The following is a 14,622-nucleotide window of genomic DNA, read 5'->3' on the forward strand; positions in this document are numbered from 1 at the left end:
ATCTCACCAAGGAGTAATCATCCTTGTCATTGACGGCCGTACTCGCTCCGCGCACACTCAGGGCGTGACGATCCTGCTTGTCTGTGCGAACGAAGAACGCCTGGCTCGGCTGAAAGATGCAATCCATTCGGCTGGATTCCGGCTGATTTCGGCGCGGGCACTCGACGAGGCCTGGGCTAAGAGCGATTTCTTCGACTTCGGCGCCGTCGTCATCGACCACGAGTTGCAGAATGACATTGCGGCTCCCGCATTTCGCCAACGATTCATGACTGTGAGCGTGGAGGAAAGCGCAGCTCCGGAAACTGTGGCCATGCAGCTGACGAACTTGTTCCATCGCGCGTCGGAGTTGGTCCAGTAGGAGAGCTACTAGCTGCCATGCGCCAGCCATTCCCTACTGCGGAGTACGCTCGCTGGAGGGCGGCACGATTCCTTTCGTCCGCATGTAGACCACCAGGTTGCCGTAGTGCTCCAGGTTATGGGAGGCGTTGAACCATAGCACGCCGAGTTTGTTGCGCTCCCCGCCAAAGGCCTTCACCGTCTCATTGGCGCCGGCGTCGGTGAGCGCAGTGTAGGCACGATTGCAGTATGCGAAGGCATCGTGCACTGCCGACGTTAGTTCCGTTTTCGTAGTCTTGGTCTTCTCGATTTCCGGCGACGGGTTTTTCTCTCCCAGAGCGATGGAACAGAAGAGGTAGTCCGCATCCGCGATGTGGCCAAGGATCTGCGCGAAAGATCGCACAGCGGGATCCGGTTTGAACCCGTACTCTTCCTCCGGCATCTTCTCGGCGGCGCGCTCGATCCAGGCGGTGACCTGTTTCTGGACCATCTTGGGATAGCCACTGGCCGATTTCAAATCCGGAGTTTGCGCCAGCGCGGCGCAGGTTAGCATCAGCAGACTGCCAAGCAGTTTCATGCCCCAAAGCTAGCACAGCACTGTTTCGGAGGTCATCGACTCTTCGCCACGGCATCCGGTCCGGAAACAGGATCGCTAATTGCTGATTTCCAAATTCGCTGTTAATACGCTGATCAGGCACTGAACAGTGAATTAACAGCGAAAATATCAGCGAATTTTTCAGTGAAAATTAATTTCTGCATAAGACCCGCATAAACACTGGGGGTACCGGAGAGGGGCAGTGAATTAACAGGGAAATCGCAGCGAATTCCCGGACTCGTGAAGCATAGGACCGTCATCGTTCTGCACCTCCCTTTCTTGTAAGCGGAGCAAAGCTGCGAAGCTCCGGACGACGAAGCTGCGCAGCGCTTGTCGATCTCCTCTTCCTTGGTACCCCGCCTCGCTGGACGGAGTCAAGGTTCTTACCGTCGCTCGCTGTGGAAATTAAGTTCAGGGCATGGGGGCAGGTCGTTGCTTTGCCGTTGTCGTTTGGTTTAGCCAGTCGCTAATCCGCTGATCGCCAACCGCTTCCTTTTTGAGGCCGGGTGCCCCGCCTGTGATGTTATCCCCTTAATGAACCTACCAGGTGGGTGCCCTACCGTCCGCGCTTTGTTCTATAATGGGACAACTTGTACCACCCGCCGCCACGCGTTCGGGGAATGGGATCGCCGTCTCGCAGCCGGATTACGCCGTGCTCTCGCAGACCCAACCATCTGTTGCGTACAGTGATCTTGCTTGCCCACGTCATTCACGAGAACATGAATCATCATCGCTTAAGAAAGGACCCGGAAATGAGTCACCGGATTCGAGCAACTGCCATCACTCTCCAGACGCGGACTATGCGCCGTGCTGGCCCAAAGCCTCCCAGATGGCCCAGCTATCGCGGAAACTCTGAATTCGTCGGTACCAGTCCAAGTGGGCAAGTCACAGTTTATGTCGATCCTAGTTTGGGACAAGCAGCAGCTCTCAATGCAAAGGACCTGGTCCAGGATGCTGATCGAGTGGTCAAAGCAAACGACGATATGTTTGGAACCAAGGGCGGAGCTGTAAGTGTGATCATCTTCGCGCTCGATGGCCGCACCGATGGAACCGGCGGTGCGGATCATATGGGCTGCGATTACACCACGGGAAATGCCATCGAAGTCTGTGCATCATTTGGCCGTTCTGATCGCGTTTCTGCCCTGTTTGAAGCTGAACTGAGCGAATGTTCCATGGGCGGAAACCTTTGCGGGGTAAGCACCGGGGAAGCTCTCTCCCGGTGGTGCGCAGCCGTAATCGGCAAGAACGCCCTTGCTGATTTCACGACTGCTCCACAATGGGCACAGGACGGAATGCCCGATTTCGTGAACCAGACCGATCCCACTGACCAGAATCCCGACAGTACTGGATGTGGAATGGCTTTCATATCGTGGCTCCTCGCCAAAGGCTACGATCTCAGTAAGGTTGCTCAAACCATGGTCTCGCTTGGAGATTCCGGAACGCTCGCGCAGCTCTACGCCAAAATGACATCTGATTCCGCTGCAAAGGCGTGGCCCGCATTCCAGAGCGACATTCAATCGCTACCCAACGGAGTCACGAGCGATGATCCATTCGGCGAAGCAAACACTTGACCTGACCTTCTCGCTACCCACCCTCTCGCAAACACCGCGCGAGAACGGGGCACCGCATACCGGGAGGCGCGTAGCTAAACCCGAAATGGGAAAGGGCGGGCCGCCCAGCCTCAAGCCGTGCCCCGATACGAATCCGAGCTACTGTGAACTAGAACGCGCAAGCAGCCCTTCTCGCGGTGAGTCTCGGGCCGTAACCGAAATAGGAATCCTGATATTAATGAGTGGGACCACGCTCCCTGCTAACAGATAGCACATCCCGATAAACACGAACGCGGCTATCATGCTTCCTGTGTGATCGTTGAGGTAACCCACCGCATACGGGCCGACGAGCCCTCCAAGCTGCCCCACTGAATTGATCAGACCGAAGCTCGCTGCCGCCGCCGTCTCGCTCAGGATCAAAGTGGGCATGGACCAAAAGGTCGGGTAGCACGAATACAGGAATCCGCCGCCCAGAATGAACAGCACCATGGCCATCGGGAAATTGTGGCCAGTAGCAGGCAACAACAAATAAGCGGCGCTGGCACACGCCAGCGGGATGGCGGTGTGCCAGCGGCGTTCGCCCGTCCTGTCTGTATGCCAGCCGTTCAGTAGCATTCCGCCGATAGCAGCGAGTCCCGGAAGAGCGACCAACAACGCTACCGTCGAATTCGGCAGGCTGGACAGACGTTTGATGAAAGTCGGGAGCCAAAATATGCTGCCTTGAGCGCCTGAGAGCGTGAGGAACCATAGAAGAATCAGTAGCATTACCCGGCGGTCGCGAAAGGCCTGCGAGATGGTGTAGTTGTGGATCCGTTTCTTTGCTCTGGTCTCCGCTTCCAACTCGCCGACGATCCACGTGCGCTCGTCTTCGGAAAGCCAGCGGGCTTGCTGCGGCTGGTCCGTGAGATAGAAGAGAGCCATAATTCCCAAAACGATTGGAGGAATGCCCTCCATGATGAACAGCCAGCGCCACCCGGCAAACCCGAGCCAATGGATGCCGAGAAGCCAACCGGCCAGAAGCGAACCGACCACGGACGCCGTCGGCACCCCGGTATAGAAGGAAGCCACGGCTTTGGCTCGATCCGAAATCCGGAACCAGTGTGTCAGGTAGACGATGACGCCAGGGAAAAAGCTGGCTTCAGCCACGCCCACAAGGAAGCGAGCCGCATAGAACTGCCGTGCGGTATGAACGAAGCCCGTGAGAATGGTGACCAGTCCCCACGTGACCATAATTCGCGCCAACCACTTTCGCGCACTCCAACGCTCGACGATGATTGCTCCCGGAATCTCAAAGAGGACATACCCAACAAAGAAAATTCCCACGCCCAAACCGTAGACGCGGTCGCTGAACCCTAGATCTGCGCTCATTCGCAGGTTGGCGAAAGACACATTGACTCGGTCAACAAAGCAAGCCAGGTACATCAGGAAGAGGAACGGAAGCAGCCGGAGCGCGATTCGCCGTCTGGCCCGCTGGCCCACATCGCTTGTTTCAGCTCTCACAAACATTCCATTTCGACGAAAAGGCATCTGCGGGCGGGGAGCCCCAGGGCCCTCATTCTTGAAGGTGAGGATTCTAGCTCGGTTTCTCCGAAACGTAGATGTAGCGGGAGAGCCGGCCTTCTCTGGCAATGCGAGCAGCCACTTCAAAGAACTGCTGCTCTCCCTCGTACGTCTGGTCGCCCTCGATCTCGCGCAAGACAGCGCTCCTCGAGGCGCGAGCTGCGCCCCGCCGCTCAGCCATTTCAGCCATATTCGCAGTTAAGTTCTCACACACCACCAGCCGCAAACCACACTCCGCGATAATGCGTTTGTCATAATCAGCCGGAACGAACAGGAAGAAACCTATGGAACCGCGTACCGCGATTTCTGCATTCGTCAGCGGTCCGGTCACGGTAATGGGATCGGTGAACAGCAAGCGTCCGCCTGGCTTGAGCAGTCGGGCCCACTCGGAAATTACACCGAGCCGATTTGGGAGATGATTGATCGAGTCAATGCACGTAATTGCATCGAAGCGGGCGTCGGGAAAAGGCAACGGCCCGGCCGCATCCGCAACCCGAAACTCGGCGAGACCCGTTAAGTCCCTCTGCGCTGCAAACGACCTTGCCGTCGAAACCGCCTGCTCATGAGCGTCAATTCCCACGATGGAACAGCCGGTCTTTGCCGCGATTCGCAGCGCCGGGGCCCCGGACCCACAAGCTACATCGAGCAGACTCTTACCCGGAGAAAGGTTAAGCGAACCCAGAAACCGGTCCTGCTCGTCTGACGTGAGCCAACTATTCTGCCCAATATCCTCGCCAAAGGCTTCGCGACGGATCTCCGCGTACAGCTCCGATTGAAAGTTTCCGTAGTTGGCGTCGTAGTGACCGACGGAACGGCGCTCCTCGGATTTAACTCCTTTGCCCATCCCAACCTCGCCCCGGGCGGCTTGGCCGGGACTTCCCTCCAAAGTTGAAGACGTGGAGCATTGTACGCGCTGGGCTCTTAGAACTACGCGAGAGATCCTCGCCAGCGAAGGATGGCGCACCCACCTCTCAGAAGTTCCACGCAAGAAGTAAAGACAAAAAGGGTGGCGCACCCGGCGCCAAACTGTAGATTGATTGTGGCCGTGCAAGAGTTACGTTAGGTCGATCATTGGCAAGGGCGCACCCTTCAAAAACCGAAGGGTGCGGCGCCCGGCAGAAACCCGAAATGGGAAGGGCTGGGCCACCCGCCGCTCGTCTCGAATCATTTGCCCCGGAACGTCCCATCAGATCCACCGCCGCACCCGCGCCTTGTAGGCGCGGTAGGCATCTCCGAACTTGCGCTCCAGATAGCGCTCCTCCCGCGCCACCACGCCGACATTGATCACCCAGATGAGCGGCACGACGAGCCCGATGGCCCACAGGCTTCCCGCCGCGACGCCTAAGCCCAGGTAGACCAGGGTCGTTCCCAGATAGAGCGGGTTCCGCGTCCGCCGATAGATGCCGTCGACGACCAGCGCCGTCGTCGGCAGGGTGGGCGGAATGTTGGTGCCGGCGGCCACAAAGCGCCGCATGCCCATGGCGATCATGACAAAGCCGCCCGCCGCGAGCGCGGCTCCGGCCAGATAGCTGGGAAAAGCATGCGCGGCCAGGGGCGGGAGCGGAACGACCGCCTCGAGTACCGCTGCCGCCGCCAGGAAGCCGAGAAAGATCAAAGGCGGCAGCGCGATGACGCCGGCCACGTCGGGCGTGCCCGATCCGCCCCCCGGTCGCGGCGCCGCTGGGCCACCACCCGCCACCGTCCGCATGGCAAGGCGTATGCCGAAGAGGATTGCCAGGACGGCGGTTCCGCCTGCCAGGATGAGGACTGTTTCGGAAATGGTCATGGCAGAACCTTTCGCATAATTTTAGTTTAGGGCCTGTCTTCAGTTGAGCAGGATGATAGCGGAAGCGAGGCTGAACTCCGGGCTGGGTAGCCCGCCCTTTGTTTTCCTTTTGCGTCGAACTGCTATGGACTGGGTGGTGCACCCATTGTCCGGAAATCTGATGCGACAACCGAAACGGGAAAAGGATGGGCCACCCAGCCAAACACTTGACCTGACCTTCTCGCTACCCCGCCCTCTCGCAAGCACCGCGCGAGAACGGGGCACCGCATACCGTGGAGGCGCGTAGCTAAACCCGAAATGGGAAAGGGCGGGCCACCCAGCCACCCAGTTTTTCGGTACGTCAGCGAAAACAAGATGAAAGGCGGGGCACCCGGCAAGGGTCGGCCACCCGTCCCTTGCCAGACGGAAAAGCATCGTGTCTGTCATCATGTTTCTGGAGGAACGATTAAAACCGCCGCGAAACCTCGCTCTCTATGTTCTTGCTTGGATCACTCTCGCTCGCCGCCGCGGATCAGCGGAGCGCTCCTTTACCGTCGCCGTTGACAATTGAAGCCGCAGTCAACTTCGCTGTGGCTCACTATCCACAGATTCGCGCGTCGCTTGAGCGTGGTTTCAGGTGACCGGAAAGCATAGAAGGAATCCACAGCGAAAATCGAATTCCTTGCCAAAGCATAACGGCTGCTGTGCATCAATAGACGTGAACCTAACCTGAAACACATCAGTTTGTACCGTCTGGCATTCTTCCTTTCGTTGGGATAAATAAGACTGGCTCAGTAGCAGCGGTGCTGTTACACATATATCATTCTATGGAATGGTAGTAGCGACCAAGGGAGCCAGCCGAACCGAAGAGCAGCCCGGCAACATCGATGTGCCTTGGCTATTACTCGTCTTCAGTCTTCCTGCGAAGCAGGCCAGCCGTCGCGTCGAGGTATGGAGAAAGCTGAAACTGTACGGCGCCTTGTCTCTTCCCAGCTCTGGATACCTCTTGCCGAATACGGCGGCAAATCATGAGCGTTTTGAATGGCTAGCTGCCGCAATTCGAAAATACAACGGCCAGGCATCAGTCGTGACGGTAAACGCGATCGACGATCAACCACCAACGCAGTTACGGCAGAAGTTTACAGAAGCCAGATCGCAGGACTACGACGAGCTACTAAAAGAACTTCGGAGGAAAACGGCTAAGCGCGGCCCGGGAGACTTAGCGCGACTGCGGAGGCGATTCCAGCAGATTGTCGCCATTGACTTCTTCAACAGCCCGCTTCGTAGCAGGGTTGAGAGTGTGCTGAATAGCGCAGACGGGCTTTCGCAGGGGTCTTCGATGCCTCGCGCCAAGGCGCGAAAGGAATATCTCAACCGAACTTGGATCACCCGGCACCGCCCTGGCATCGACCGGGTATCGTCCGCATGGCTAATACGCAAATTCATCGATGCCCATCCACGATTTGCATTCGGTGATGACGCAGCCGAAGTCCCCGACGCTGTGCCGTTCGATATGTTTCAGGCAGGTGGCTTCGGCCATCGCGGCGACGATTGCACTTTCGAGACGCTGCGCAAAGAGTTCGCAATTCGTGATCCGAAGGTAGCCGTGATAGCACAGATCATTCATGACGCCGATTTGGACGACGAGAAATACGGACGCTCAGAGGGTATTGGGCTGGATCGAGTGCTGATCGGGTGGGCACACGAAGGCACAGCCGATGAAGAACTGCTGCGCCGCGGAATGGAAATGATCGAGGGCCTGTATCAGGCGATCAAGCAGTAATAAAGGTCGATTCTCTGAGTGTGTCGTTTCGGGAGGAACGATTGAAGTCGCTACGAAATCTCGCTCTAGTATTCGTGCTGGGATCACTGTCGCTGGCGGCTGCGGATCAGCAGAGCGCTCCGCCGCCATCGCCGCTAACACTTGAGGACGCGGTGCACTATGCAGCAGTTCATTTCCCCGAAGCGCGAGCGGCTCTCGCTAAAGTGGTTGGCGCGCGGGCAGCGGTGGGCTTGGCCCGAACTGCGTATCTTCCTCGCACCGATCTGCTTTGGCAGACGAATCGTGCCACTTACAACAACATCGCGGGGCTGCTCCTGCCGCAGTCAGTGATTCCTCCCCTTTCTGGTCCCGTCCTGACGAATACCAGCAACACGACAGCGTGGGGCAGTGCTGGTGGCGCTCTTTTTTCCTGGCAACCGTTCGATTTCGGATTGCGCTCTGCCAACGTGGACGTAGCACGAGCAGCGGAGGGGGGCGCTAACTTCCAGTTGCAGCTCACGAAGCTCGACGTGGCGGCGGCCGCGGCCGATGCCTTTCTTGCAACGGTTGTAGCGCAGCAGGCGCGTCGCGCGGCGGAAGCGGATGTGAATCGGCGCGAGTCGTTTGGCAAAGTCGTGCACGTGCTGGTTGGTAACCAGCTTCGCGCCGGAGTAGAAGCCTCGCGCGCCGACGCCGAACTCGCCGCGGCTCGCACGCAGTTACTTCGCGCACAAGGAGCCGAAGAAAACAGTCGCATCGCCCTGGCTCAAGCTTTGGGAATTGCCGGCCAATCGGTTCAGGTCGATCCGGGTCCGCTTGCGATAGCATTGCCCCCTGTTCCGAACACCACGCAGAGCAGAGAGGTCCTGACCAACCACCCGTTAGCGGAACTTGCGATGAGCGCGGTGGATCAATTTCGGGCGCGAGAACACGCTCTCCAGCGTTCCTACTTCCCGAGTTTTTATCTTCAGTCCGCAGTGGCTGGACGAGGCAGCGGGGTACGGCCCGACGGCACGATTGTCGGAGGCTCCAATGGACTTGTGCCGGATCGCGCCAATTTTGCCATAGGACTTACGGCAAGTTTTCCCGTATTCGACTTCTTCTCTCTTCGGTCTCGAAAGCAAATCGAAGAGGCTGACGAACAGAGCGCCAGCGCAGAGTACGACAAGACTATCCAGCAATTAACAGCACAGCTTCAGCGGGCACGAACGGAGCTGACGATCTCAAAGCAAATTGCCGATAACACTGCCGTGGAGCTACAGTCCGCGCAAATGACCGAGACCCAAGCCGAAGCTCGGTATCGTGCCGCTTTGGGCAATGTCGTGGAAGTCGCCGAGGCACAGCGATTGCTGGTGCAAGCCGAGAGCGACGATGCCATCGCAAAGGTCAGTGTCTGGCGCGCTCTATTGGCACAGGCCTTCGCCGAAGGCAATCTTCAACCGTTTATCGATGCCGTTCAGAGCGCCGCGGGAGGGCACCAATAAATGTGGCTTGTCCGCACCGCCCTGCGCCGCCCGATCAGCGTCATCGTGGTAATTGTTGCCGTTGCCCTTTGTTCCGTGTTGGCGCTGATGCGCACGCGCATCGACATCTTTCCCGATCTGAACTTGCCCGTCATCTATGTAGCTCAGCCATACGGCGGCATGAGCCCGCAGCAGATGGAAGGATTTATCTCCTATTACTACGAGTATCACTTCCTGTACATCAACGGCATTGAGAACGTCGAGGCACAATCCATTCAAGGCGTATCGCTGCTTCGCCTCACGTTCCATCCTGGCACAAACATGAGTGAAGCATTGGCGCAGACGATCTCGTACGTAAACCGCGCTCGTGCGTTTATGCCGCCCGGCACGGTTTCTCCTTTTGTGATTCGCTACGACGCGGGCACGCTCCCGGTCGGATACCTAGTCTTCTCGAGCTCCGCACGCACTCTGGGAGAGATTCAGGATTTGGCTCTCAATCGCGTGCGGCCGATTTTCGCAACTTTGCCGGGCGTTTCCTCACCACCGCCATTTGGTGGCAATCAGCGCACGATCGTCATCAGCGTCGATCCGAATAAGCTGCACGCATACGGGCTCTCACCCCAAGACATCGTGCAAGCCGTGTCGTCCGGGAACAGTATTGAACCTTCGGGAAACGCCAATATCGGCAACTATCAGGCGCTGGTGACTACCGATTCGACCGTGCAGCAGATCTCCGACCTCCTCGACATTCCCTTGCACAGTGTCTCCGGGGCGAGCGTTTATCTTCGTGACATCGGCTCGGTTTCAGATTCTTCGGACATCCTCGCCGGCTACGCGCTCTTGAATGACAAGCGCACGGTTTACATACCGGTCACAAAGAGACCGGATGCATCCACTATCACGGTCGTCAACCAGGTTCGCCAGAGCATTCCTCGTTTCCAATCGCTGGTACCGGAAGACATCAAGATCAGCTACGAGTTCGACCAGTCGCAGTATGTACGCGACGCTCTTTCCGCTGTGGTGCGCGAAGGAGGGCTGGGAGCGATTCTCACTGGCCTGACTCTGCTTCTGTTTTTGCGCGATTGGCGCAGTTCACTGATCGTGGTGATCACCATTCCCTTTGCACTGTTGAGTGCCGTGATAGCTCTGTGGGCCGCTGGACAGACTATCAACATCATGACGTTGGGCGGACTTGCATTGGCAGTCGGAGTACTCGTGGATGAGGGAACCGTTCTGCTCGAAAACATTCACGTGCATCTTGCGAACGGCCAGCCGAAGGCGCGCGCAGTACTCGAGGCCAGCCGCGAAGTCGCGATTCCCCGGCTGCTCGCCATGCTTTGCGTGCTTGCGGTTTTTCTTCCTTCGTTCTTTATGGTTGGTCCCGCGCGAGCGCTCTTCGTCCCGCTTTCGCTGGCAGTGGGTTTCTCCATGGCGGCGTCCTACCTGCTTTCGAGTTCTCTGGTGCCGGTGCTGTCGAATTGGGTGATCAAAGCGGAACACGTCGAAAGGCACAAATCCTCAGAGGACAGATTTGGCTTGTTCCGCCGGCGCTTCCTCTCTTTGCTCGATCGTCTCATGGGCCGGCCTGGCTGGTTGCTGACCGCATATGCAGTCGTATCGATGCTCGTTTTGGCGTTGGTAGCTCCCCGCCTCGATCGAGAAATCTTTCCGGCATCAGCGGCAAATCAGTTTCGGCTTCGCTTTGATGCTCCCGATGGAACGCGGGTGCCGATGACGGAGGCGCTGACGCGCCGCGTGCTTGACGAGATCCACCGCCAAGCCGGTGAGGAGAATCTCGACCTCACCCTCAGCTATGTCGGTGTGCAACCGTCGTCTTATCCAATTAATACCGTGTTCTTGTGGACGAGCGGACCACAACAGGCTGTGATCAACGTTTCCTTGAAACCGGACTCCAGCATTTCGGTTCACGATCTTGAAGAGAGGTTACGTCATAGCTTCGCGCAACAGTTTCCCGACTCCCGCTTTTCGTTCGACCCTGGCGACCTCATCAGCCAGACTCTCAACTTCGGCGCTCCATCAGTGGTCGAGGTTGCGACCAGTGGACCTCAATACGCGGACGTTGCTTCCTTTGCAGAGAAGATTCGCGGAGAACTCTCCAAGATTTCTGACCTGCGGGACCTTGAGTACGAGGAGCCACTTCAATATCCCGCAGTGGATGTCCGGGTGAATCGCGTGCTGGCCGGACAATTGGGCGCCTCCGCCGACCAGGTTGGCCAGGCGATAGTAGCTGGAACTGCATCCAGCCGATTCGTCTCTCCGAATTATTGGCGCGATCCTAAATCGGGCATCAGCTACCAGGTGCAGGTACAGGTTCCCCAAGCACGGATGACTTCTCTCGAGGACATCCAGAACATCCCCGTGGCAAGTTCCACCGGCGCGCATCCTTTGGTGCGCGAACTCGCTTCGATTCGACCGGTCCACGTGCCGGGAGAACTTGATCGGCAAAATGGACTGTGGATGATCCGTTTGTCAGCCAACCTCGGCAAGAATGACTTGGGAAGAGCTGGCCGAAGCATTCCACAAGCCATTTCGCGGGCCGGCACGCCACCCCGTGGCGTCGTCGTTCAGGTGCGAGGGCAGCTCGATGCCATGAAGCAAATCTTCGGAAACCTGTTTATTGGCCTCGCGACCGCGATTGTGGTCATTCTGTTGCTGCTGGCGGCGAACTTTGAATCTGTAAGGCTGTCGCTGGTTGTCCTTTCCACCGCGCCTGCTGTCCTTGCGGGCTCCGTCTTGATGCTGTTCATAACCGGAACAAGTCTGAATCTCGAGAGTTTTATGGGAACCATCATGGCGATCGGAGTGGCCGTGGCGAATGCCATCTTGCTGGTCACATTCGCGGAACAAAATCGAAGATCCGGTGCCAACGCGACCGAGGCTTCACGAAACGCAGCCGGCGAGCGATTGCGGCCGGTGTTGATGACAAGTCTGGCGATGATCACGGGAATGATCCCGATGGCATTGGCAATCGGCCGCGGAAGCGCCGAAAGCGCTCCGCTCGGCCGGGCCGTGATCGGTGGATTGTTCGCGGCTACACTGGCCACACTTCTCGTGCTGCCGACGGTGTTCGGGTTGGTGCAACGCAAAACCACGCTCGAAAGTCCCTCGCTCGATCCTGAAGACCCAAACAGCCGATTTGGGACAGCCCCGGAGCTAGCGAGATGAAGGTACGTTTCATTGCATTAGCGGTTATCGTGACCTTGTTCGGCTGCGGCGGAGCTAAGGATCCAAAATCGCCGCAAGCCTCGTCACCGCAAATTGTGAATGTGGTCGCAGTGCAGTCGCAAACACTCGGTACAAAGGTGTCGCTGCCTGCTCAACTTACAGCGTACGAGGTTGTCGATCTCTATCCCAAGGTGACCGGATTCATTGAGCGCATCCCAGTAGATCGAGGCTCACACGTTCGCTCCGGGCAATTGATCGCACTGCTTTCCGCGCCTGAGCTCTTGGCACAGCGCAGTCAGGCTGAAGCCGCAGTGCAGAAAGCCCAGTCCGAGCTGGTCGCGGCAAACGCCAAGCTCGCCTCCGACGAGGCAACCTACTCGCGTTTGAGGGAGGCAGCCAAGACGCCAGGTGTAGTAGCCGGTAACGACTTAGTCGTTGCCGAGCAAACCACGGCTGGCGACAAAGCGCAAGCAGAGGCAGCATCTAACAACGTTCGCGCTGCGCAAGACAGTCTTAAAGCTATCGGCCAACTAGAGTCGTACCTGAAGATCGAAGCTCCATTCGATGGAATTGTGACGCAGCGAAATTTGCATCCAGGAGCCTTGGTCGGTCCCTCCTCCGGATCGGGAAATCAACCAATCGTGCAAGTCGCAAACCTTGGCAGGCTTCGGCTAGTCGTTCCCGTGCCCGAGGCATATGCAGCCGGCGTTCGCAAACAACAGGAAGTGTCGTTCACTGTGTCCGAGTTTCCCGGGCAAACGTTTCATGCTCCCGTCGCGAGAGTCTCAAACGACCTGGACTTGAAGACAAGAACCATGCCCGTCGAACTCGAAGTTCGCAACGCGGATGAACGATTGACGCCAGGCAGCTTTGCGATGGTTCAGTGGCCCGTGCAGCGGTCTTACCCAACTCTGTTTGTTCCGTCCACGGCGGTAGCAACAGATTTGCAGCGAACATTTGTGGTGCGCGTAAGCAACGGAAAGACCGAATGGGTGGACGTTAAAACTGGCGTCACGAGTGGCGATCTTATCGAAGTCTTCGGCGATTTGCATGCTGGGGACCAAATCGTCAGTCGTGGTACTGACGAACTAAAGCCGGGAACGACGGTCCAGGCAAGGCTGCCACACTAATTTTTTCAGAACGAGATCGGGCACTAGCTCTAGTTAAATTAGCGGAGTGTCAGATCGCTGCGCCCCATAAACTCTGGAGGCTTAATGCGAAAACATCGGTCACTTCTCACCGCTTGCATGGTTCTCGGCGGAGCACTTGGAATTGCTGGCCAAACACCCGGACCGACATTGAAGAAAGTGACCGAATTTGGTTTGCCGGGACCGGCAGGCAAGCGATTCGACTATTTGACCATCGACGCGGACGATCATTATCTGATTTCGGCGCACCTCGGAGCGGGGCAGACTTACGTTATCGATCTGCGCACAAACAAAGTTGTTGCAACTGTGACCGACACTCCCGGCGCAGAAGGCGTCGAGTATGTTCCCGAAACGAAAAAGTTCTACACCTCGAACGCCGGCGATAACACTATCGGGGTTGTTGATTTGCGCCAGATGAAGGTCATTAAGAAGCTGCGTACGGAGAGGAAGCCCGATGGCAGTGCTTACGCAGCGCCCTTTCACAAACTCTACGTTTCTGACGAGCGCGGCAAAGCTGAAGCAATTGTGGATGTGACGAAAGATGAAATCGTGAAGACGCTGCATTTCGACAGCGAAACAGGCATGCCCCAGTACGATCCGGTTGCGCGCAAGGTATACGTGAACTTGCAGGATCAGAACATTTTCGCTGTTATCGATCCGGCGACAGATGAGGTAATTGGGCGGTATCCGGTTGGCCGGTGCAAGGGAAACCATGGCATGACGCTAGATCCTGAGCATCACCGCGCGTTTCTATCCTGCGAAGAGAATAATCTGATGACGGTTTTTGATCTCGATAAACATGAACCCATTGCCTTCCTGCCGTTAGCCGATGGGCCGGACGTGATCAAATTCGATCCCGGCCTTGGCCGAGTCTATGCCGCGTGCTATAGCGGAGCCATTTCAGTTTTTCACCAAGACGATCCGAATCATTATCGGAAGATCGAGGATTTCAAGGTGCAACATGCCGTGCACAGCCTGGCGGTAGATCTTGAGACACATCGTGTCTATACGCCAGAACAGGAAGAGGATGGGAAGCCGGTTGCGCGAATGGTCGTGTACGAAGCAGTAAAGTAGTTCAGAATTCCAGGTTGTCTCTTTAAGACGCGGAGAAGAAGCCGAAATGAAGCTGTCCCCTTTTGGTCCTGAAAGTCGTTTTCACCACGGAGACACGGAGTCACGGAGAAAAACCTGAATGAAACCACAAAGGACACGAAGGTTCACAAAGGAATTGCGCATTCAGGTGTTCCCCTCGTGTTC

The 14,622-nt window shown here is 57.2% G+C and carries 11 protein-coding genes; 7 read left to right on the top strand and 4 right to left on the bottom strand.

The window, feature by feature from the left end; genetic code table 11:
• Nucleotides 1-64 precede the first annotated feature (64 nt).
• Nucleotides 65-358 carry a hypothetical protein gene (locus tag VNX88_23795; protein ID HWY71711.1) on the top strand — a complete coding sequence of 98 codons (294 nt, stop codon included), beginning with the start codon at nucleotides 65-67 and terminating at the stop codon, nucleotides 356-358.
• A gap of 33 nt (nucleotides 359-391) precedes the next feature.
• Here the strand turns inward: VNX88_23795 and VNX88_23800 are convergent, their stop codons facing one another.
• Nucleotides 392-913: a DinB family protein gene (locus VNX88_23800; GenBank protein HWY71712.1), complete on the bottom strand. Its 522-nt coding sequence runs from the start codon at nucleotides 911-913 to the stop codon at nucleotides 392-394.
• A 770-nt stretch (nucleotides 914-1,683) separates the two neighbouring features.
• Here VNX88_23800 and VNX88_23805 point away from each other — a divergent pair.
• Nucleotides 1,684-2,502 carry a hypothetical protein gene (locus VNX88_23805; GenBank protein HWY71713.1) on the top strand — a complete coding sequence of 273 codons (819 nt, stop codon included), beginning with the start codon at nucleotides 1,684-1,686 and terminating at the stop codon, nucleotides 2,500-2,502.
• A gap of 138 nt (nucleotides 2,503-2,640) precedes the next feature.
• Here VNX88_23805 and VNX88_23810 read toward each other — a convergent pair whose 3' ends face one another.
• The 3 genes from VNX88_23810 to VNX88_23820 all read right to left on the bottom strand — a co-directional run bounded on the left by VNX88_23810 (nucleotide 2,641) and on the right by VNX88_23820 (nucleotide 5,827).
• Entirely contained in the window at nucleotides 2,641-3,981 is a 1,341-nt protein-coding gene (locus tag VNX88_23810; GenBank protein HWY71714.1) for an MFS transporter, read from the bottom strand.
• Between the two features lie 73 nt (nucleotides 3,982-4,054).
• Nucleotides 4,055-4,885: a class I SAM-dependent methyltransferase gene (locus VNX88_23815; GenBank protein HWY71715.1), complete on the bottom strand. Its 831-nt coding sequence runs from the start codon at nucleotides 4,883-4,885 to the stop codon at nucleotides 4,055-4,057.
• 342 nt (nucleotides 4,886-5,227) lie between these two features.
• Complete coding sequence (locus VNX88_23820) at nucleotides 5,228-5,827, bottom strand: isoprenylcysteine carboxylmethyltransferase family protein (protein HWY71716.1); 600 nt, start codon at nucleotides 5,825-5,827, stop codon at nucleotides 5,228-5,230.
• Nucleotides 5,828-6,638: 811 nt separating this feature from the next.
• Between VNX88_23820 and VNX88_23825 the strand changes: the two genes are divergently transcribed.
• The 5 genes from VNX88_23825 to VNX88_23845 all read left to right on the top strand — a co-directional run bounded on the left by VNX88_23825 (nucleotide 6,639) and on the right by VNX88_23845 (nucleotide 14,439).
• The gene (locus VNX88_23825; GenBank protein ID HWY71717.1) at nucleotides 6,639-7,589 is read left to right on the top strand and encodes a chromate resistance protein ChrB domain-containing protein; all 951 of its coding nucleotides are present in this window, start codon (nucleotides 6,639-6,641) and stop codon (nucleotides 7,587-7,589) included.
• Between the two features lie 41 nt (nucleotides 7,590-7,630).
• Nucleotides 7,631-9,052, top strand: a complete 1,422-nt coding sequence (locus tag VNX88_23830) for a TolC family protein (GenBank protein ID HWY71718.1) — start codon at nucleotides 7,631-7,633, stop codon at nucleotides 9,050-9,052.
• Nucleotides 9,053-12,217: an efflux RND transporter permease subunit gene (locus VNX88_23835; protein ID HWY71719.1), complete on the top strand. Its 3,165-nt coding sequence runs from the start codon at nucleotides 9,053-9,055 to the stop codon at nucleotides 12,215-12,217.
• A complete protein-coding gene (locus VNX88_23840; GenBank protein ID HWY71720.1) occupies nucleotides 12,214-13,347 on the top strand; it encodes an efflux RND transporter periplasmic adaptor subunit in 1,134 nt (377 codons plus the stop codon). Before VNX88_23835 ends, VNX88_23840 begins: the two co-directional genes overlap by 4 nt.
• Nucleotides 13,348-13,431: 84 nt before the next feature.
• Nucleotides 13,432-14,439 (top strand): YncE family protein, encoded by a 1,008-nt coding sequence (locus VNX88_23845; protein ID HWY71721.1) that lies wholly within the window; start codon nucleotides 13,432-13,434, stop codon nucleotides 14,437-14,439.
• The last annotated feature ends 183 nt before the right edge of the window (nucleotides 14,440-14,622 follow it).

The sequence above is a fragment of the Terriglobales bacterium genome, from assembly GCA_035567895.1.
Lineage (GTDB): Bacteria > Acidobacteriota > Terriglobia > Terriglobales > Acidobacteriaceae > Gp1-AA112.

Coding starts and splice junctions, on each gene's coding strand:
- VNX88_23800 (HWY71712.1), bottom strand. CDS start 913: ATGAAACTGCTTGGCAGTCTGCTGATGCTAACCTGCGCCGCGCTGGCG.
- VNX88_23805 (HWY71713.1), top strand. CDS start 1,684: ATGAGTCACCGGATTCGAGCAACTGCCATCACTCTCCAGACGCGGACT.
- VNX88_23815 (HWY71715.1), bottom strand. CDS start 4,885: ATGGGCAAAGGAGTTAAATCCGAGGAGCGCCGTTCCGTCGGTCACTAC.
- VNX88_23820 (HWY71716.1), bottom strand. CDS start 5,827: ATGACCATTTCCGAAACAGTCCTCATCCTGGCAGGCGGAACCGCCGTC.
- VNX88_23825 (HWY71717.1), top strand. CDS start 6,639: ATGGTAGTAGCGACCAAGGGAGCCAGCCGAACCGAAGAGCAGCCCGGC.
- VNX88_23835 (HWY71719.1), top strand. CDS start 9,053: ATGTGGCTTGTCCGCACCGCCCTGCGCCGCCCGATCAGCGTCATCGTG.
- VNX88_23840 (HWY71720.1), top strand. CDS start 12,214: ATGAAGGTACGTTTCATTGCATTAGCGGTTATCGTGACCTTGTTCGGC.
- VNX88_23845 (HWY71721.1), top strand. CDS start 13,432: ATGCGAAAACATCGGTCACTTCTCACCGCTTGCATGGTTCTCGGCGGA.